Source organism: Micromonospora narathiwatensis, from assembly GCF_900089605.1.
Classification (GTDB): Bacteria; Actinomycetota; Actinomycetes; order Mycobacteriales; family Micromonosporaceae; genus Micromonospora; species Micromonospora narathiwatensis.
On record NZ_LT594324.1, the window covers coordinates 2,885,930 to 2,905,925 of the forward strand.

At 71.6% G+C, this 19,996-nt stretch carries 13 protein-coding genes; 9 read left to right on the forward strand and 4 right to left on the reverse strand.

The window, feature by feature from the left end; all coding sequences use genetic code 11:
- Position 1: 1 nt before the first annotated feature.
- Positions 2 to 1,408, forward strand: coding sequence for an aminobutyraldehyde dehydrogenase (locus GA0070621_RS12500; RefSeq protein ID WP_091194858.1), 1,407 nt, complete (start codon positions 2 to 4; stop codon positions 1,406 to 1,408).
- 113 nt (positions 1,409 to 1,521) lie between these two features.
- Positions 1,522 to 2,349: a DUF72 domain-containing protein gene (locus tag GA0070621_RS12505; protein WP_197674027.1), complete on the forward strand. Its 828-nt coding sequence runs from the start codon at positions 1,522 to 1,524 to the stop codon at positions 2,347 to 2,349.
- A gap of 44 nt (positions 2,350 to 2,393) precedes the next feature.
- Here the strand turns inward: GA0070621_RS12505 and GA0070621_RS30800 are convergent, their stop codons facing one another.
- The 3 genes from GA0070621_RS30800 to GA0070621_RS12520 form a co-directional block, all read right to left on the reverse strand.
- The gene (locus GA0070621_RS30800; protein ID WP_091194861.1) at positions 2,394 to 4,052 is read right to left on the reverse strand and encodes a cellulose-binding domain-containing protein; all 1,659 of its coding nucleotides are present in this window, start codon (positions 4,050 to 4,052) and stop codon (positions 2,394 to 2,396) included.
- A gap of 389 nt (positions 4,053 to 4,441) precedes the next feature.
- The gene (locus tag GA0070621_RS12515; RefSeq protein ID WP_091194864.1) at positions 4,442 to 5,818 is read right to left on the reverse strand and encodes a transaminase; all 1,377 of its coding nucleotides are present in this window, start codon (positions 5,816 to 5,818) and stop codon (positions 4,442 to 4,444) included.
- A 134-nt stretch (positions 5,819 to 5,952) separates the two neighbouring features.
- The gene (locus GA0070621_RS12520) at positions 5,953 to 7,017 is read right to left on the reverse strand and encodes an acetylxylan esterase (RefSeq protein WP_091194867.1); all 1,065 of its coding nucleotides are present in this window, start codon (positions 7,015 to 7,017) and stop codon (positions 5,953 to 5,955) included.
- A gap of 482 nt (positions 7,018 to 7,499) precedes the next feature.
- Here GA0070621_RS12520 and GA0070621_RS12525 point away from each other — a divergent pair, with 482 nt between their 5' ends.
- The 7 genes from GA0070621_RS12525 (at position 7,500) to GA0070621_RS12555 (ending at position 17,619) form a co-directional block, all read left to right on the forward strand.
- The gene (locus GA0070621_RS12525) at positions 7,500 to 8,489 is read left to right on the forward strand and encodes an ABC transporter permease (RefSeq protein ID WP_091194869.1); all 990 of its coding nucleotides are present in this window, start codon (positions 7,500 to 7,502) and stop codon (positions 8,487 to 8,489) included.
- Positions 8,486 to 9,415, forward strand: a complete 930-nt coding sequence (locus GA0070621_RS12530) for a carbohydrate ABC transporter permease (protein ID WP_091202301.1) — start codon at positions 8,486 to 8,488, stop codon at positions 9,413 to 9,415. The genes GA0070621_RS12525 and GA0070621_RS12530 overlap by 4 nt, the downstream gene beginning before the upstream one ends.
- Positions 9,416 to 9,465: 50 nt before the next feature.
- A complete protein-coding gene (locus GA0070621_RS12535; protein WP_091194872.1) occupies positions 9,466 to 11,103 on the forward strand; it encodes an ABC transporter substrate-binding protein in 1,638 nt (545 codons plus the stop codon).
- Between the two features lie 86 nt (positions 11,104 to 11,189).
- Positions 11,190 to 12,749, forward strand: coding sequence for a GH39 family glycosyl hydrolase (locus GA0070621_RS12540; protein WP_091194874.1), 1,560 nt, complete (start codon positions 11,190 to 11,192; stop codon positions 12,747 to 12,749).
- The gene (locus tag GA0070621_RS12545; protein ID WP_091194877.1) at positions 12,746 to 13,435 is read left to right on the forward strand and encodes a DUF624 domain-containing protein; all 690 of its coding nucleotides are present in this window, start codon (positions 12,746 to 12,748) and stop codon (positions 13,433 to 13,435) included. Before GA0070621_RS12540 ends, GA0070621_RS12545 begins: the two co-directional genes overlap by 4 nt.
- Complete coding sequence (locus GA0070621_RS12550; RefSeq protein ID WP_231921007.1) at positions 13,432 to 15,474, forward strand: beta-galactosidase; 2,043 nt, start codon at positions 13,432 to 13,434, stop codon at positions 15,472 to 15,474. The genes GA0070621_RS12545 and GA0070621_RS12550 overlap by 4 nt, the downstream gene beginning before the upstream one ends.
- A 36-nt stretch (positions 15,475 to 15,510) precedes the next feature.
- Entirely contained in the window at positions 15,511 to 17,619 is a 2,109-nt protein-coding gene (locus GA0070621_RS12555) for an alpha-glucuronidase (protein ID WP_091194880.1), read from the forward strand.
- Between the two features lie 43 nt (positions 17,620 to 17,662).
- Here the strand turns inward: GA0070621_RS12555 and GA0070621_RS12560 are convergent, their stop codons facing one another.
- Entirely contained in the window at positions 17,663 to 19,981 is a 2,319-nt protein-coding gene (locus GA0070621_RS12560; protein WP_091194883.1) for a beta-xylosidase/alpha-l-arabinosidase, read from the reverse strand.
- Between the last annotated feature and the right edge of the window lie 15 nt (positions 19,982 to 19,996).

Sequence of the window (19,996 nt, forward strand, 5' to 3'; positions counted from 1 at the left end):
CGTGGCGATATTGACCAACCCGGCGACCGGTGCCGTCATCGGCGAGTTGCCGGATACCGACCCCGCGCAGGTCGCGGAGCGGGTGGCCCGGGCGCGGGGCGCGTTCGAACAGTGGCGGGAGGCCACCCCGGCGGAACGTTCGCGCGTCCTGCTGCGCCTGGCCGACCTCGTGGAACGGGACGCCGAGGAGCTGAGCCGGCTGGAGGTCGAGGAGACCGGAAAGCCGGTGTCGGTCATGCGCGACGGCGAGCTGCCGTTCGGCGTGGACAACCTGCGGTTCTTCGCCGGCGCGGCGCGCTCCCTGGACGGCACGGGCGCGGGCACCCTCTCCGCCGGCTACACGTCGCTGCTGGTACGCCGGCCCGTCGGCGTCGTCGGCTCGATCGCGCCCTGGAACTTCCCGCTGATCATGGCCGTCTGGAAGATCGCCCCGGCGCTGGCGGCCGGCAACGCGGTGGTCGTCAAGCCCGCGCCGCAGACACCCCGCACCACCCTGGCGTTGGCGCGACTGGTCGAGGAGGCGGGTGCGCCGGCGGGTCTGGTGCAGGTCGTCACGGGTGGCGCCGACGTGGGGACGGCCCTGGTCGCGGACCCGGGCGTGGACATGGTCAGCGTCACCGGATCGACCCGGACCGGGCGCGAGGTGATGCGTGGCGCGGTGGCCGGGCTCAAGCGGGTGCACCTCGAACTCGGCGGCAAGGCGCCGGCGATCGTCTTCGACGACGCGGACCTGTCCGAGATGGCGTTCGGCGTGGCGATGGGCGCGACGTACAACTCGGGCCAGGACTGCACGGCCGCCACCCGGGTCTACGTCCAGCGGTCCGTCTACCCGGACGCGGTCGGTGCGCTGGAGGCGGCGCTGGCGAAGGTGCGTGCCGGTGACCCCTGGTCGGCGGAGACCGACATCGGCCCGCTCATCTCGGCCGACCATCGGGACCGGGTGGCGGGGTTCGTGGCCCGCGCGGCGGCCGAGGGCGCCACCGTCGCGTTCGGTGGTTCGCCCGCGGAGGGGCCCGGGTTCTTCTTTCCGCCCACCCTGGTCGTCGGCGCCGAGCAACGCAGCGAGATCGTGCAGGGGGAGGTCTTCGGGCCGGTGGTCGTGGTGCTCGCCGTCGACGACGAGGACGACGCGGTGCGGCTGGCCAACGACAGCCAGTACGGCCTCGCGTCGTCGGTCTGGACCCGCGACGTCTCGCGGGCGCTGCGGGTCAGCCACCGCCTCGACGTCGGCGTCACCTGGATCAACGACCACCTGCCCATCGCCTCCGAGGCGCCGCACGGCGGCGTGAAGGGCTCCGGCTTCGGCAAGGACATGAGCCAGGAGGCGGTCGCGGAGTACTCGGTCACCCGGCATCTCATGATCAAGCACGCGGCGCCGGCCGCCCGCGACTCGTTCCGGCCCGCCTGACCGCCGTCGGCCGCTCGGGCCCCGGGCCGGATACGGTACCCGCGGCGCGGGTCACCCCCGCCCGGGTGGTCGAGCGATGGGAGGGCCGGATGCGGCTGCACGTGGGGTGCGCGATGTGGACGCACAAGTCCTGGCAGGGGCGCTTCCTCGCGCACCCGCTGCCGGCACACGAGCGGCTGCGCGCGTACGCCGGGTGGTGCACCGCGGTCGAGGGGAACACCACCTTCTACGCGACCCCGTCCCGGGAGACGGTGGCGTCGTGGGCGGGGCAGACCGGCCCCGACTTCCGGTTCGTGCTCAAGCTGCCGAAGGTCGTCACGCACGAACGGCGACTCACCGGCGCCGACGAGGAGCTTCGGGCCTTTCTGAGCGCGATCGAGCCTCTCGGCCCCCGGGCGCACGCGCTGTGGATCCAGTTGCCGGGCTCGTTCGGCCCCGCCGACGTGCCCGCGCTCGCCCGCTTCCTGCGCGGGCTGCCCACCGCCCACCGGTACGCCGTGGAGGTCCGCCACCCCGCGTTCTTCGACGATCCCGGGGCGGTGCGGACGTTGGAGGAGATGCTCGTCAGGGTCGACGCGGAGTGGATACCGTTCGACACCACCGCGTTCTTCCGCACGCCGCCGACCAGCGACGCGGAACGGGAGGCGTGGACCCGGAAGCCGCGTACGCCGCTGCGCACCCGCGCGCTGACCGAGCGGCCGATCGTCCGGTACCTGGGCCGGGACGACCCCGCGCGGACGGTCGAGGGTTGGCAACCGTGGCTCGACGTGGTGACCGGCTGGCTGCGCGAGGGCCGTTCGCCGACCGTCTTCCTGCACACCCCGGACAACGCCGACGCGCCCGACCTCGCGCGCCGGTTCCACGACGAGGTCCGGGCGCGGCTGCCCGAGGTCGAGCCGCTGCCCGAGCCGACGCCGGTCGGGCCGCAGACCCTGTTCTGAGGCCCGGTGCGGAGGCTCGCCGCCCCGCACCGGGCCTCAGCGGGCTATCTGGCGGTGCAGGTGGGGGTCTGCCCCGGGGCGGTGCCGGTGCCCTGGAAGCCGAACTCGGTCGACTGGCCGGGCGCGATGGAGCCGTTGTAGCTGACGTTGGTGAACTGGACCGTGCCGGTGCTCCCGCTGGCGGTGGCGTTCCAGGTGTTGGTGACGCTGCTGCCTGACGGCAGGGTCACGCCGACGGTCCAGCCGTTGACCGGCGAGGAGCCGGCGGTGACCCGCACCGTGGTGGTGAAGCCACCCACCCATTGGTTGTTCGTCACCGACGCCGAGCAGCCACCGGTCGGCGGGTTGGTCGTCGGCGGCGCGGTGGTGGGCGGCGCGGTGGTGGGCGGGGTGGTCGTGGGCGGCGCGGTGGTGGGCGGCGGCGTGGTCGGGCCGCCGTCGGAGAGGGTCGGCGTCTGCCAGTCGCGCCAGTCGGCGAGGTTGCCGGCCTTCTTGCTGGCGATCCTGATCGTGCCCGGGTCGTTGCCCGTCCTGGTCAGGAACTTCTTGATGAACTTCTGCAGGGGGTCGCGCCACTCGGACCGGACCGCGCAGTGGGTGCCGTCCTGGATGTCGGACCAGTAGGTGATGTTGTCGCCCGCGCCGAGCGCCTTGTAGACCTCGGCGCCGCCGAGCGCGGCGACGCTGCCGGACCTGGCGGCCAGCCAGTCGATGTGGGGGTTCTCCATGATGAGCAGCCCGCGCGGGGCGACCATGGCCACCATCTCGTGGGTGTCCACCGGCAGCGTGTTCGGGTTGCCGGTGAAGGAGTTGAACGCGTCACCCAGCCACGGCTGCTCGCCGTAGGCGCTGCTCAGCGGCTGCGATCCCGACTCCCCGGGGGTGCCGCGGAAGATCGGAGCCCCACCGCTGCCCGACTCGATCGGCATGGTCAGCGCGATGCGCTGGTCGAACGCACCGGTCACGAAGGTGCCCTTGCCGTATCGCGAGCATCCCGTGACGCCGGTCGCGTCCGCCTTGAGGATGTTGCCGCCCGACTGCTCGATGACGTCGATGATGCGGCTCACCCCCCAGGCCCAGGCCATCAGCAGACCGGTGCTGCTCGTCGCGCCGTAGATGCTGTAGAACGCGCCCTGCTTGTTGTTCCGTGGCGTGCCCTCCTTCCCGACGGAGAGGGGGTCGTAGCTGATGACGGCGGCACCGGCGGCCTTGATGGTCGCCGTGTCCGCGCCGAGTCCGCCGAGGACGACGACGGCCGGGAAGGGCCCGGTGCCGCTCGGCAGTTCGACCCGCGTCGAGAAGCTGGAACTCCTGCCCTGGTCGGTCACGTTCACCGTGATGTTGGTGGCCGAGACCGTACCCGTGACGGTCGCGGGCTTCCGGGGTTTCCTGCCGTAGACGTACCGCTCCGCCAGGTCCTTGATCTCCGCCCGCCGGCACCGCCAGTCCGACCTGGTGGTGATCCGCGTACCGTTGATCTTCTTGAAGGGATCGGGAAGCTTGGCGTTGGCCGTCAAAGAGCCAGGGTCGGGCACCGCGCAGTCGGCCCCCTCGTCCTCGACGGGCGCGGCGGCCGCGAGGACGCCGGCGGCGGCGGTCGTGGTTCTCGCTACTACCGTCACCGTTCCGGTGACCGCGAGCGCCGCCGCCGCCAGCACGACGACCGCCGAACGGGTCCTGGAGCGGCCCGAGCCGATGATCACTACGGCTCTCCTTCCGGTTGGGGTGATGGACGGGATCGTGATCGATGATCACAGATGTCCAGGTACGCCCCAGGGTCGAGCAAGACACCGCTGCGGGTCAACGACTTCCGGAAATTTTCGGCATTCTCGCCGTAATCGTTTCGTCATCGGAAGAGGTCGCCGCAATCGGCTGCCACGGACGCGTTGCGGCTCGGCGTGTGGCCAAGGCGCTTCACCTGCCGGCACCGGGCAAACCGCGCCGTGCCGGCGGCACCCGACGACACGGGGGCGCGCCGACCCGACCTACGCCGACGATCGGCGGCGGTTCCGAAACTTCCGAGGGCCAGGGCCGTCATCGACCCGATCCGATCGCTCGCCGCCCGGCGGCCACCCGGCCCGCCCCGGCACGCTCAGCGCAGCAGTTCGCCGAGCGCGTCGGCGAAGACCTCGTGGTGCCGGGCGACGTCCTCGACGGTGGTCTGCGGGCACATCAGGGCCATGTTGTGGAACGGCGTCATCAGGACGCCCCGGTTGATCAGGTAGACGTGCAGGTAGTCCTCCAGGCCCGGGTCGGCGCAGCCGGCCGACTCGGTGCCGGTGCGGGGCGCCGGAGCGGCGAAGCGGTACTCCACCCGCGCGCCGAGCTGGCTCACCGACCAGGGCAGCGCGCACCCGTCGATGATCTTGCGGATACCGTCGGCGAAGACGGTCGCCACGTCGATCATGCCGGCGAACGCGTCGTCGGTGAGCACCTCCCGCAGGGTGGCCGCAGTGGCCGCGATCGAGACCGGGTTACCGGCGAGCGTGCCGCCCACCCCGCCCATGTCGACCAGGTCGAGGTCCGGCCGTCCGGTCAACGCGGCGGCGAGTTCGGCGGAGAGGCCGTACGCGCCGACCGGGACGCCGCCGCCGATGGCCTTGCCGATCGTGACCACGTCCGGCGCCAGGCCCCAGGCTGCCGTCGCCCCGCCCGGGCCGGCGGAGAACGTGTGCGTCTCGTCGTTGATCAGGTAGGTGCCGTGCTGCCGGGTCAGCGCCCGGACCCCGTCGAGGTAACCGGGCTCGGGCAGCACGATGCCGATGTTGGTCAGCGCCGGCTCCATCAGCACCGCGGCGACGTCGCCGTGTGCGAGTTCGCGGGCCAGCCCGTCGAGATCGTTGAACTCGGCGACCCGGCTGGTGACGGTCACGTCGCAGGGGGCGCCGACGTTGCCCTCGCGGCTGCGCGGACGCCCGTCCGGCCCGACCACGATCAGTGACTCGTCCACGGAGCCGTGGTAGCAGTAGCTGTTGACCAGGATGCGCGGACGGCCGGTGACGGCCCGCAGCAGCCGGATCGCCCACCGGTTGGCGTCGGTGGCGGTCAGGGTGAAGCTCCAGGCGGGGAGCCCGAAGCGGCGGCTGAGTTCGGCGCCGACCGTCGCCGCCTCCTCGGTGGGCAGCATCGTGCTCGCCCCGCCCAGCTCGGCCAGTCGCCGGGTGACCGCGGCGACGACCGGTGCCGGCGAGTGGCCGGCCATCGCCCCGGTGTCGCCGAGGCAGAAGTCGACGTAGTCGTTTCCGTCGATGTCGGTGAGCCGAGCCCCGCGGGCCCGCTCCACGTACACCGGGAAGCCGGCCGCGTTCTTGTTCATCCAGGTCATCGGCACCTTGCCGAACAGGTGCTCGGCGCGGTCGTACGCGGCGGCCGACCGGGGGTGCCGGGCGACGAACGCGGCCCGCTCCCGCTCCAGCAGCCTGCCGAGGCGTTCGCGGTCGACCCCGCCAGCTTCGAAATCCGTAGGCATCGGGCGACGGTACCAACGAAGTAGTCATCCAACCAGTGGCCGCGCGACTGATTCCCGCCCTCGACGCCGGGCGGACCGCCTCCGCAACCTCATCGCGCGCCGGCGCGGCAGAGGGACCAGGCCCGCGCGGGTGGCTACGGCCGGCCGGCCACCGGCTCGACCGACCGACCGATCGGCCCGGGTACGCCCGGCCGATCGACCCGTCCGGGCTCCGGCAGCACCGACGCGAGCCACCGCAACTGGCGCCGCACGTGCAGGGCCTCCCCGCCCTCGTGCTGGTTGAACGGATAGACGTGCAGCTCCCGCGCCGGTGGCGTCGGCCGACCGTTGGCGGCGCCGTACTGGTTGTGGGCGGCGAAGCCCGTGCTCGGCGGGCACACGTTGTCGCGCAGGCCGATCCCGAAGTGCGCCGGGGCGGTGGCCCGGCGAGCGAACGTGACACCGTCGACGTAGGACAGGGTCCGCCGGACCGCCCCCTCCGCCTCCCGGTTGACCGCCAGGTAGCGCACGATCTCGCCGTACGGGGCGGCGTCGGTGATCTCGATGGCTCGCTGGATGTGGCAGAGGAACGGGGCCGTGGTGAGGACCGCGGCGAGGTCGGGCACCAGCCCCGCCACGGCGAGAGCGAGACCGCCGCCCTGGCTGTTGCCGGCCGCGACGACCCGGGCGGGGTCGACGCCGGGCAGGGCACGCGCCGCCTGGACCGCCCGCACGGCGTCGGTGATGAGCCGACGGTAGTGGTAGTCGTGGGGCGACAGGATGCCCCAGGTCGCCGGCCAGGGACCGCCGGCGGCCCCCTGCCCCGGGTCGGGAGTGTCCCCGCCGCCGTGCTGGCCGGCCTGTCCCCGGCAGTCCATCAGCAGGTGCGCGTAGCCGGCCACCGGCCAGGTCAGGCGCTCGTGCGGCAGGCCGCGTCCGCGCCCGTAACCGGTGAACTCCACCACTGTGGCCAGCGGTTCGTCCACTCCGGCCGGACGGGTGTACCAGGCCCGGACCGGATCGCCGCCGTAGCCGGAGAAGGTGACGTCCCAGGAGTCGACCAGGCGCAGGTCGGTCGGCTCCGGCCGCACGTCGAGCAGGATCGGCCGGTTGGCGGCCTCCGCGAGCGTCGTACGCCAGAACGCGTCGAAGTCGGTCGGCTCGGCGACCACCGGCGCGTACCGGCGCAACTCGTCGAGGGGCAGGTCGAACAGGGGCATGGCTCCTCGCGGGGTCGGCGCGGCGGGCGGCGGGCGGCGGGTCGGTGACACGGCGACTGGTGGGTCATACGGCGCGACGCCCCGCCCGGCACCACCCACGATCACGGCGGGGTCGGGAACGCGCCCGCCGACGACCGTCGCGGATGCCTGCAAGAGCGTCCGGAAGTTTCGCCGAACCGTATCACGTTTGCCGTCGGGCCTACGCCCTCGCGAGGGCCGCCACGGTCGACAAGGGAATTCATCTTCGTCAGTGGCGCCTGCCGTAACAACCCTTCGTAACCTTCACTTGGTGGCCCTTGACACATTCACGCCGACACCCCTAGGTTGCCGAAAAAGTACCGTCGCGCCGCCGAAAGTTTCGGTGGCCGATACCGTGCGGACCGGGTGGCATACGGATTGCCCGGGTCGGTCGAGGGGGTCCACGTGAACAGCAGATTGCCCGACGACGGTCGTTCGACCAGCCGGGCCGAAGCGCGCCGACCATGACCACGTCGGACACGGTGAGCCCGGTCGCGGGGCCGGAGAGCCCGCCCGGGCCAGCCAGCGGTACGCGCCGCCGACGCGCCGGTCGGCGTACCTGGCGGCAGGCGCTGCGGCGGGACTGGCAGCTCTACTCCCTGGCGATCCTGCCGCTGCTGTTCTTCCTGATCTTCCGCTACCTGCCGATGCTGGGCAACGTGATCGCCTTCCGGCGGTTCCAGCCCGGCGGGAGCGTCTTCGGCGAGCGCTGGGTGGGCCTGCGGTACCTGCGCATGTTCCTGAGCGACCCGACGTTCTGGGACGTGTTCACCAACACGCTGGTGCTGGGCGCGCTGACCCTGTTGTTCTGTTTCCCGCTGCCGATCGTCCTGGCGTTGCTGCTCAACGAGTTGCGCAGCCGCCGGCTCAAGCGGTTCGTCCAGTCGGTGTCCTACCTGCCGCACTTCCTGTCCATCGTGATCGTGGCGGCGATGGTCATGCAGCTGGTGTCCGTCGACGGGGCGGTGAACCAGTTCGTCCGCGCCCTCGGGGGCGAGGCGGTGCCGTTCCTGCAACAGGCCGGTTGGTTCCGGACGATCTACGTCTCCTCCGAGGTCTGGCAGACCGTCGGCTGGGGCACCATCCTCTACCTCGCCGCGCTGACCGCCGTCGACGAGGACCTGTACGAGGCGGCCCGCATCGACGGCGCCAACCGGTGGCGGCAGACGTGGCACGTGACGCTGCCCGGGATCCGGCCGACGATGGTCACGCTGCTGATCCTCAACATCGGCACGTTCATGGCGGTCGGCTTCGAGAAGATCCTGCTGCTGTACAACCCGCTGACCTACCCGACGGCCGACGTGATCTCCACCTACCTGTTCCGGGTCGGCATCGTCTCCAGCAACTTCAGCTACGCGGCGGCGATCGGCCTGTTCGAGTCCGTGATCGGGCTGACGCTGGTGCTGTCGGCGAACGCGATCTCCCGGCGCACGGTGGGGACGAGCCTGTGGTGACCCTCGACACGAGCACGCCCGCCCCCGCGACCAACCGCCGGCACGGCCCCCACAGCAGCCGGGGCTACCGGATCTTCCGGGTGGTCAACGCCGTCGTCCTGACCGGCGTCGTGCTGGTGACGTTGTACCCCTTCGTCAACATCGTGGCGCGCTCGCTCAGCGACAACGCGTCCATCGTGTCGGGTGAGGTGAACCTGATCCCGCGCGGGTTCAACATCGCCGCGTACAAGGCCGTGATGGCCGACCCGATGTTCTGGACGAACTATCGCAACACGCTGGTGTACACGGCCGTCGCCACGGCCGTCTCGCTCGTGCTGACCACCTGCTACGCCTACGTCCTGTCCAAGAAGCACCTCAAGGGCCGGACGGCGCTGGTCGGGATCGCCGTGTTCACCATGTTCTTCAGCGGCGGGCTGATCCCCAACTACATCCTGGTCACCAGCCTCGGGCTGAAGAACACCGTGTGGGCGATCGCGCTGCCCAACGCCATCAGCGTGTTCAACCTGCTGGTGATGAAGGCGTTCTTCGAGAGCCTGCCGGTCGAACTGGAGGAGGCCGCCGCCGTCGACGGGCTCAACACGTACGGCATCCTGCTGCGGATCGTGCTGCCGCTGTCGAAGGCGGTGGTCGCCACGATGTTCCTGTTCTACGCGGTCTCCTTCTGGAACTCCTGGTTCGCCGCGTTCCTGTACATGGACCGCATGGATCTGTTCCCGGTGACCGTGTACCTGCGCAACCTCATCGCCGGCGCGACCGACGCGACCTCGACCGGCGGCGGCCTCGGCAGCGCCAGCGACGTCGTGCAGTCCGCCGCGACCATCCAGTCCGTGACCATCGTGCTCACGGTCCTGCCGATCCTGGCGGTCTACCCCTTCATCCAGCGGTACTTCGTCTCCGGAGTCATGCTCGGCGCGGTCAAGGGATAGCCGCCGGCGCAACCACCCCCCACCGCTCCCCCACCCGAAAGGAATTCCCCATGGTTCAGCTGTCCCGGCGCCATCTGCTGTTCGCCGCGGGCGCGGCCGCCGTCGTCTCGATGGCCGGCTGCGGCGACGACGACGCCGACAACAAGGACCTCGCCGACAACCGGGTCGGCGCCATGGACAAGTACGGCGTCGGCGACCAGTTCAAGGCCACCTCGGCGGTGTCCTTCTCGATGCTCTACAACAACCACCCGAACTACCCGTTCAAGGACGACTGGCTGTTCTGGTCGGAGCTGCTCAAGCGGACCGGGGTCAAGATCGAGCCGGTCGCCGTGCCGCTGAGCGACTACGAGCAGAAGCGCAGCGTCCTGATCGGCGCCGGTGACGCGCCGTTCATCATCCCGAAGACGTACCACCCGCAGGAGGACGCCTACGTCTCCTCCGGCGCGATCCTGCCGGTCAGCGACTACCTCGACCTGATGCCCCACTTCAAGGACCGGATCGAGAAGTGGAACCTCCAGCCGGAGATCGACTCGCTCCGGCAGGAGGACGGCAAGTTCTACCTGCTTCCGGGGCTGCACGAGAAGCCGTGGCAGGACTACACCCTCGCGGTCCGGATGGACATCCTCGAGGAACTCAAGATCCCCGTCCCGACGACCTGGGACGAGGTGTACGACATGCTCAAGGCGATGAAGGCGGCGTACCCGGACGTCTACCCGTTCTCCGACCGGTTCGGTAAGCCCAACCCGGCCGGCAACCTGCTGAACATGCTCGCCGTCTCGCACGGCCTCGCGGGGGCAGGCTGGGCCTACCAGCACACCAGCTGGGACGCGAACGCCAAGAAATTCGTCTACACCGGCGCCTCCGACAAGTACAAGGCGATGCTGGAGTTCCTGCACAAGCTGGTCGACGAGAAACTGCTCGACCCGGAGACCTTCACCCAGACCGACGACCAGGCCCGCCAGAAGCTCGCCAGTGGCAAGTCCTTCGTCATCAGCGCCAACGCGCAGTCCATCGTCAACGACTACCGGCCCGACATGGCGAAGAGCCTGCCGAACGCGCGGATGGCCAAGATTCCGTTCCCGATCGGACCGGTCGGGCCGATCAACCCGGCGAGCCGGCTCGAGAACGGCGTCATGATCTCCAAGAAGGCCCGCGACAGCAAGAACTTCGTGGCCATGATGCAGTTCATCGACTGGCTCTGGTATTCCGACGCCGGCCAGGAGTTCGCCAGGTGGGGTGTCGAGGGGACCACCTACACCAAGGACTCCGCCGGCAAGCGCACCCCCACCCCCGACGTCGACGTCCTCGGGCTCAACCCGAAGGGGACCAAGCATCTGCAGAAGGACTTCGGCTTCTACAACGGCATCTTCGCCTACGGTGGCCACCTCGAACTGGTCCAGTCGTTCTTCTCCGCGGAGGAGATGGAGTTCCAGAAGGTGCTCAACGAGCGGCCGAACGTCACGGTCGCGCCCCCGCACCCGCTCAGCGACACCGAACGCGAGCAGGTGACCCTCTGGGAGACGCCGCTGAAGGACTACGTCTACCAGAACACGCTGAAGTTCACCCTGGGCCAGCGCCCCCTCGGCGAGTGGGACGCCTACGTGACCGAGCTCAACGGCAAGAACATGGGCTCCTACGTGGACGTCGTCAACAAGGCGTACGACCGCTACCAGCAGAAGCACGGCTGAACCCGGCCGCGGTCGGGTCCGGCACCGGGCCCGACCGCGCCGGTGAGACCGGCCGGCAACCCGCCCGGGCGGAGGAGAGGAACGAGATGCGGATCGTCGTACCGGAGCAGGCCACGGGCCGGCTGACCGACGCGTGGCGGGCCTGCGTCGGCACCGGCCGGTTCGAGCTGGCGCTCCGGCGTGACTACCAGGAGTCGCTGGCCGTCGTCCAACGCGACATCGGTTTCCGCCACATCCGCGGGCACGGGCTGTTCAGCGACGGCACCGGCGTCTACCGGCCCTACGAACACCAGGGGTCGCGCCAGGTGCGGTACGCGTTCACGTACGTCGACCAGGTGATCGACGCCTACCTCGCGCTCGGCGTCCGGCCCTTCCTGGAGTTGGGCTTCATGCCCGCCGCCCTCGCCTCCGGCGACCAGACCGTCTTCTGGTGGCGCGGCAACGTCACCCCGCCGAGGTCCTGGACGGACTGGGCCGACCTGGTCCGGGCCACGCTGCGCCACCTCGTCGACCGCTACGGGCTCGACGAGGTACGCCACTGGCCGATCGAGGTGTGGAACGAGCCCAACCTCACGGTGTTCTGGCAGAACGCCGACCAGGACGCCTACCACCGGCTCTACGAGGTGACGGCGCACGCGGTCAAGGAGGTGGACGCCGCGCTCCAGGTCGGCGGCCCGGCCATCTCCCCCGGCTCCGACGAGTGGCTGCTGCCGTTCGCCGAGTTCGTCACCGCCCGGTCGGTGCCGGTCGACTTCGTCAGCCGGCACGCGTACACCTCCGGGCCCGCCCAGCACGTGCCGTTCGGCACCCACCAGACCCTCGCGCCCGCGTCCAGCCTGCTGGACCAGTTCGCCAGCCCGCGCCGGCACCTGCGCGGCAGCGCGCTGGCGGAGCTGCCGGTGCACATCACCGAGTTCAACTCCTCGTACCGGCCCGACAACCGGGTCCACGACACCGCCTTCAACGCCGCCTACCTCGCCCCGGTGGTGGCCGTCGGCGGCGACCTGGTCGACTCGTTCTCCTACTGGACCTTCAGCGACATCTTCGAGGAGGAGGGGGTGCCGACCTCGCTGTTCCACGGTGGGTTCGGCCTGCTCACCCACCGCCAGATCAAGAAGCCCACCTACCACCTGTACGCGTTCATGGCCCGCCTCGGTGACGAGGTCCTCGCCCGCGGCCCGGACCACCTGGTCACCCGGGACGCCGCCGGTCGGATCGCCGTGCTGGCCTGGGCGCCGGTGGACGCCGCCGGAGACACCCCCGGCCCGGACCGGCACACGGTCCGCCTGTCGCTGCCCCTGGGCACCGCGACGGGCGCGGCGTTCCTGCTGCGCTCGTCGGTCGACGAGGAGGTGGGCAACGCCTGGACGGCCTGGTGCGAGATGGGCCGCCCGCACTCCCCCACCACCCGGCAACTGGACAACCTGCGGGAGGCCGCCGAAGCGGCCCGGCGGCACGCCAGGCTGCCGATCGAGGGCGGCCGGGTCGCGCTCGACCTGCACCTGTCCCGGCACGAGGTGACCCTGGCCGAGCTGACGGCGGTGGCCGACGAGACCCCGCCGTGGTGGGACGACGACCGGCTGCTCGGCCGCACCGCCGGCGACGGGTCGCCGCGCGGTGCCGGGCCCGACAAGGAGGCGACGTGAGCGACGTCCTCGGCGCACGGCGCCAGTTCGGTGACGGGCCGCTGTCCCGCGCCACGGCACGGATCTACACCGTGCTGGTGGTCGAACTGCTGCTCCTGGTCACCACCGCACCCGGCCTGGTCGCGCTGCTGCTGCTGGACCGGGACGTCAGCAACCTCCCGCTGGTCGTGGCCTGTGCCCTGCCGCTCGGCCCGGCCGGCTCCGCCGCCCTGTACGCGCTGCACCACCAGCGTCCCGACCCGACGGAGCTGCGCCCGGCCCGCGCCTTCTGGCGCGGCTACCGCACCAACCTCGCCGACGTCCTGCGGATCTGGGTCCCGCTGCTGCTCTGGCTGGCCGTCATCGGGGTGAACCTCGCCCACCTCCCGGCCGCGGGCGTCCCCCGCTGGTGGGCGGTGCCCCTCGTGCTGGTCGGGGCCGGCGTGACGCTGGTCGGGATCAACGCGCTGGTGATCACCTCGCTGTTCTCCTTCCGCGTCCGGGACGTCCTGCGGCTGGCCCGGTACTTCCTCGGCCGCACCCCGTCGGTCACCCTCGGCAACAGCTGCCTGCTGGTCGCGGTCGCCGCCCTCACCCTGGTCACCTCGGAGGCGGTGGTCGCGGCACTGGGCGCGGTGCTCGTGCTGGCCCTGCTGGCCGGCAGCGGCCCGATGATCACCGCCATCCGGAAGGACTTCACCCCGTGAGCGAGCTGAGCCTGCCGGTCACCGTCAAGATCGGCTTCGGGGGCGACTACAACCCCGAACAGTGGCCCGAGCCGGTGTGGAAACAGGACTACGAACTCTTCGATCTCGCCCGGATCGACACCGTCACCCTCGGCGTCTTCGACTGGGCGCTGACCCAGCCGGCCCCCGACGTCTACGACTTCACGCTGCTGGACCGGATCGTCGGACGGGCGACCGCCGAGGGCCGGAGGATCTGCCTGGCGACCGGGACGGCGGCCCACCCGCCGTGGCTGGCCCGCCTCCACCCGGAGGTCACCCGGGTCGACTTCGAGGGCCGCCGGCACCGGTACGGGCAGCGGCACAACTCCTGCCCCAGTTCCCCGGTCTTCCGCCGGCTCTCCGCCGAGCTGGCCCGCCGCGTCGCCGCCCGGTACGCGGCCAACCCGGCGATCGTGGCGTGGCACGTCGGCAACGAGTACGGCGGCGCGTGCTATTGCGAGCTGTGCGCCGCGGGCTTTCGGGACTGGCTGCGCCGCCGGTACGGGACCCTCGACGCGCTGAACACGGCCTGGTGCACCACCTTCTGGTCGCACACCTTCACCGACTGGGACCAGATCGAGCCGCCGTCGGCCCTGACCGAGCACTGGCGCGGCCCCGACCACACCGCGTTCCAGGGCATCACCCTCGACTACCTCCGGTTCTCGTCCGACGCGATGCTGGCCAACTTCCTCGACGAGAAGGCGGCGATCCGCGAGTCCAGCCCGGACGTGCCGGTGACGACCAACCTCATGGGCATGTACCGCCCCATCGACTACCACCGCTGGGCGCCGCACCTCGACTTCGCCTCGTGGGACAACTACCCCCCGAACGACGACTCCCCGGCCTGGATGGCGCTGAGCCACGACCTGATGCGGGGCCTCAAGGACGGCCAGCCGTTCTGGTTGATGGAACAGACCCCGAGCCACACCGCCTGCCGGGACGTCAACCCGCTGAAACGTCCCGGGGTGATGCGGTTGTGGAGCTGGCAGGCGGTGGCGCACGGCGCGGACGCCGTGCTGTTCTTCCAGCTCCGGGCCGCCCGTGGGGCCTGCGAGAAATACCACGGCGCGGTCGTCGGCCACGCCGGCCGCGCCGACACCCGAGTCTTCCGGGAGGTCTCGCAACTCGGCGCGGAGTTCGACCGGCTCGGCGGGGCGACGCTGGGCGCCCGGACCCCGGCCCGGATCGCGCTGCTGTTCGACTGGGACAGCTGGTGGGCGCTGGAGATCTCCGACGGTCCGTCCCGCCTGGTGCGCTACCAGCAGGTCGTGCTGGCCTACCATCGGGCGCTCTGGGACGCGGGGGTCGACGTCGACGTCGTCGCGGTGACCGCGGACCTGTCCCGCTACGACGTGGTCGTCGCGCCGGCGCTGCACCTGATCAAGGGCGACCTGCCGGTACGGCTGGCGGAGGTGGCCGCCCGGGGCGGGTCGGTGGTGACCACCTTCCTCTCCGGACGGGTGGACGAGAACGACAACGCCTTCCTGATGGACGTGCCCGGCCCACTGGGAGAGCTGATGGGCGTACGCGTCGACGAGTGGGACGCCCGCGGCCCGGAGTTCGTGAACCCGGTGCTGCTGCGGGCGGGCACCGACCGGATCGAGGTGGCCTCCCGGCTGGTGTTCGAGCTGGTCATCCCCCAGGGCGCGGAGGTGGTCGGCACGTACCAGGCCGACTTCTACGCCGACACCCCGGCGGTCACCAGGAACGCGTTCGGCGACGGCGAGGGCTGGTACGTCGCGGCGGGGCTGGATCAGGAGGGGGTCTCCTGGGTGATCCGCCAGGTCCTCGACCGGCACCACCTGGCCGGCCCCTACGCGGACGTGCCGGACCTGGAGACGGCCGTCCGGGTCGCCCCCGACGGGGTGCGACTGCGCTTTCTGCTCAACCACCGCGCGGAGCCCGTCGAGGTGACCGCGTACGCCGGCGGGGTCGACCTGCTGACCGGCGACCGGGTCGAGGGCGGCCAGCCGGTCCGGCTCGACCCGCGGGGGGTCATGGTCGTACGTGAGGACGGCTGAGGTCCACGTGATCGACCCACTCGACCGGGAGGTCCGGTGAACACCGTACTGCCGAACGACGTCCACCCCGCCTGGCTGCCGCCGGAGGCGTTCCGTGCCCTCGGTTCGCGGCGCAGTCTCGTCTGCGGCGAGGGCACGCTCGTCGACACTGTGCGCCACGAGCTGGCCCTGGCGTGCGCCCGGTACGGCGGCAGCACGGACCAGCCGCACCCGCGCCCGGACGCGCCGCCGTCCGACGACCGGCCGGCCGCCGGCACCTCGTACGAGCTGGTGTTCGCGCTGGTCCCGGCCGGTCTCCTGCCGATCGCCGCGGCGGCGGTCGACGTCGTGTATCGGCGGCGGCACGGGGCGGGCGCGCTCGGCGAGGAGGGTTTTCTGCTGGCCCGGCACGCCGAGGTCACGGTGGTGCTGGCCGAGGCGCCCGCCGGGCTGCTCCACGGCCTGTTCCACCTGGTCCGGCTCGGCGAGTCGGCGTTCGGTCTCACCCGCCCGATGGAGCTGCACCGCCCGGCGACGCGGCTGCGCATGCTCGACCACTGGGACAACGTCGACGTGCACCCGGTGATGGGGCAGGTCGAGCGCGGCTACGCGGGCGGATCGATCTTCTGGCAGGACGGGGCGCGGCGGGAGGACCTGACCCGGGTGGGGGCCTACGGACGGCTGCTGGCCGCCGGCGGCGTCAACGCGGTCTCGGTGAACAACGTGAACGTCCACGCCACGGAGGCGCGGCTGCTGACCGACCGGCTCGGCGACGTCGCCGCGTTCGCGGACGTCCTGCGGCCGTACGGGATCCGGGTGCACCTGTCGGTCAGCTTCGCCGCGCCCGTCACCCTCGGCGGCCTGCCCACCGCGGATCCGCTCGACGACGGCGTGCGGGGATGGTGGGCCGACACCACCAAGCAGGTGTACGAGAGCATCCCCGACTTCGGCGGCTATGTGGTGAAGGCGGACTCCGAGGGGCAGCCGGGCCCGTTCGGGTACGGGCGCAGCCACGCCGACGGCGCGAACGTCCTCGCCGACGCGCTGGCGCCGTTCGGCGGTGTGGTGCACTGGCGCGCCTTCGTCTACAACCACCGGCAGGACTGGCGTGACCGGTCGACCGATCGGGCCCGCGCCGCCCACGACCACTTCGCCCCGCTCGACGGGCAGTTCCGGGACAACGTGATCCTGCAGGTGAAGCACGGCCCGATGGACTTCCAGCCCCGGGAACCGATCTCCCCGGTGATCGCGGCCATGCCCCGCACCCGGCTGGCGGTGGAGTTCCAGGTGACCCAGGAGTACACCGGCCAGCAGCGCCACGTCTGCTACCTGGCCCCCTGGTGGAGCGAGGTGCTCGGGTTCGCGCCGTGGGGCGACGACGGGCCGACCGTCGCCGCCGTGGCGGCCGGCGGGCCGGCGGACGGCGGTGGTCTGGTCGCGGTCTCCAACGTGGGCGACGATCCGTTCTGGACCGGGCATCCGTTGGCGCAGGCGAACCTGTACGCCTTCGGCCGGCTGGCCTGGGACCCCCGGCTGGACCCGGCGGCGGTGCTCGACGAGTGGATCGAACTCACCTTCGCGGGCGCGTCGCCCGGCGGCCCCGGGCCGGTGCGCCGGGCGCTGCACGCGATCATGGACGACTCCTGGCGCACCTACGAGCGGTACACCGCCCCGCTGGGCGTCGGTTTCATGGTCCGTCCCGGCCACCACTACGGACCCGACGTGGACGGATACGAGTACACCCCGTGGGGGACCTACCACTTCGCCGATCGGGACGGCGTGGGCGTCGACCGTACCCGCGCGTCGGGGACCGGTTTCACCGGCCAGTTCCCGCCGCCCTGGCGTGACGTGTACGAGTCGATCGAGAGCTGCCCCGACGAACTGCTGCTCTTCTTCCACCACGTGCCGTACGGGCACGTGCTGCACAACGGGTCGACCGTGATCCAGCACATCTACGACACCCACTTCGACGGCGTGGAGCAGGTGGCGGCGATGCGACAGCGCTGGGAGCGGCTCGCCGGCGTGGTCGATCCGGGGGTGCACGCCCGGGTGCGGGAACGCCTCGACGAGCAGTTGCGGTGCGCCGAGGAGTGGCGGGATCAGATCAACGCCTACTTCTTCCGCAAGTCGGGGGTGCCGGACGCCCGTGGCCGCCGGATCCACTGAAAGGTCCGCCGGCCGCCCCGGGGGGACGGCCGGCGGACCGACCTCAGCTGATCTCGGACGTCGTCCACCGCGCGGAGGCGCTGGTGACCGGCACGATGCCGCCGACCAACGTGGTCAGCGCCTGCGTGTCCCGCTGCGCGCTGGTACCGACCCAGAGTTCGACGTCACCGGGCTCCACGACCCGGGTGAGGGTGCGGTCGGAGAGGGCCAGGCGGGTGGTGGGCACCGTCAGCTCGACCGTGACCGACTGGCCCGGTTCCAGGTGGACCCGGCGGTAGCCGAGCAACTGCGCCACCGGTCGGGTCACCGAGGCCACCAGGTCGCGGCCGTAGAGCTGCACCACGTCGTCGCCGGCGACCGCACCGGTGTTCGTGACGCGTACGGTCACCGGCAGCGCGCCGTCGGTCGGCACCGTGGCGGGCACGGTCAGGCCGGTGTGCTCGAACGTGGTGTAGGACAGACCGTGGCCGAACGGCGCCGCCGGCGTCGCCGGCAGGTTGGTCACCTCGTTCCCCTCGCCGAGCGTGGGATGCAGGTACGAGTACGGCTGCGCCCCCGCCGAGGCGGGCAGGCTGACCGGCAGCTTGCCCGACGGGTTGACCCGCCCGGAGAGCACTCCCGCGATCGCCCCGGCACCTTCCTCACCGGGGAAGAACGCCTGTACCACCGCCGCGCACCGGGCCAGCGCCCAGTCGACCGCGTACGGTCGGCCGGTGAGCAGCACGAGGACGACCGGCGTACCCGTCGCCAGGACCGCCTCGACGAGTTCGCGCTGGACCCCGGGCAGCTCCAGGTCGTCGCGGTCGCAGCCCTCGCCGACCGTGCCGCGCCCGAAGAGGCCGGCGTGGTCGCCGACGACCAGTACGGCGACCTCCGCGGCGGCTGCCGTGGCGACGGCCTCGTCGAAACCGGACCGGTCGTCGCTGTCCACGTCGCAGCCACGCGCCCAGGTGACGTGGTCGGCGCCGAACTCGTCGCGCGTCGCGTCGAGAACGGTCGGCACCTCGATGCCGGTCTCCACGTCGGGGTGCTGGACGAGCACGTGGTTGAGGAACGAGTAGCACCCGAAGAGCGCGCCCTGCCGGTCGGCGTTCGGGCCGATGACCGCCACCCGTCGTCCCGCGGGCAGCGGAAGCACGTCCCGGTTGGCGACCAGGACGATCGACTTCTCCGCGAGGCGGCGGGCGATCGACCGGTGTTCGGGCGAGTCGAGGTCGACCGCCTGGGGCGGTTCGTCCGTGAAGGTGGCGTCGAGCAGCCCGAGGTCCAGCTTCTGGCGCAGGACCCGCAGCACCGCCCGGTCGACGAGCGCCTCGTCGAGCCCGCCGGCCCGTACCGTCTCCCGCAGCGTCAGATAGGCGTCGCCCGTCGGCAGCTCGATGTCGACACCGGCGGCCAGCGCCTGCCCGGCCGCCTCGGCGTGGTCGCCGGCCACGTGGTGCAGCAGGTTCAGGAACGCCACCCCGTAGTAGTCGGCCACCACCGTGCCGTCGAAGCCCCACCGGTCCCGCAGCACGCCGGTCAGCATGGTCGGATCGGCGGCGACGGGCACGCCGTCGATCTCGGCGTAGGAGTGCATGACCGAACGCGCGTTGCCGTCGAGGATCGCCATCTCGAACGGGAGGAACAGCACGTCGGCGAGTTCCCGCGGGCCGGCGTGCACCGGGGCGAAGTTGCGCCCGGCGCGCGAGGCGGAGTAGCCGGCGAAGTGCTTCAGCGTGGCGTGCACCCCCTGGGACTGCAGGCCCCGCACGTACGACGTGCCGACGGTCCCGACCAGGTAGGGGTCCTCGGAGATGCACTCGTCGACCCGACCCCAGCGCGGGTCGCGGATCACGTCGAGCACCGGGGCGAGCCCCTGGTGGATGCCCAGGTCCCGCATCGACGCCCCGATCGCCGCGGCCATCTCGGTGACGAGAGCGGGATCGAACGCGGCGCCCCAGGCCAGCGGGGTCGGGAAGGTGGCCGCCTTCCACGCGGAGAGCCCGGTGAGACACTCCTCGTGGACGATCGCCGGTATGCCGAGCCTGGTGCCCGTCACCAGGTCCGACTGGAACTTCCACAGCCACGACGCGCGCGCCGCGGGCTCGACGGGACGCGTGCCGTAGGCCCGGGTGAGATGCCCGAGACCGTGCCGGGAAAAGTCCTCGAGCTTGGTGATGTCGCCGAACTCGCCCTGCAGGGGTGCGACGGCCTCGCCGTCCTCCTTCTCCCAGAAGCCGACGAGCTGCGCGACCTTCTCCTCGATCGTCATCCGGCTGAGCAGCTCACGTACGCGAGCCTCGCCGGCTTGCCCATCCGGCCGGTCGTGGTCCGGACCTGCCGGTGCCGGCCCGTCCACCGCCCCGTGGACCTCACTCATGCTGTGCCTTTCTCT

Excerpts from the sequence above, each read along its gene's own strand:
- GA0070621_RS12535 (WP_091194872.1), top strand. The coding sequence starts at position 9,466 with ATGGTTCAGCTGTCCCGGCGCCATCTGCTGTTCGCCGCGGGCGCGGCC.
- GA0070621_RS12515 (WP_091194864.1), bottom strand. The coding sequence starts at position 5,818 with ATGCCTACGGATTTCGAAGCTGGCGGGGTCGACCGCGAACGCCTCGGC.
- GA0070621_RS12540 (WP_091194874.1), top strand. The coding sequence starts at position 11,190 with ATGCGGATCGTCGTACCGGAGCAGGCCACGGGCCGGCTGACCGACGCG.
- GA0070621_RS12525 (WP_091194869.1), top strand. The coding sequence starts at position 7,500 with ATGACCACGTCGGACACGGTGAGCCCGGTCGCGGGGCCGGAGAGCCCG.
- GA0070621_RS12505 (WP_197674027.1), top strand. The coding sequence starts at position 1,522 with ATGTGGACGCACAAGTCCTGGCAGGGGCGCTTCCTCGCGCACCCGCTG.
- GA0070621_RS12520 (WP_091194867.1), bottom strand. The coding sequence starts at position 7,017 with ATGCCCCTGTTCGACCTGCCCCTCGACGAGTTGCGCCGGTACGCGCCG.
- GA0070621_RS12560 (WP_091194883.1), bottom strand. The coding sequence starts at position 19,981 with ATGAGTGAGGTCCACGGGGCGGTGGACGGGCCGGCACCGGCAGGTCCG.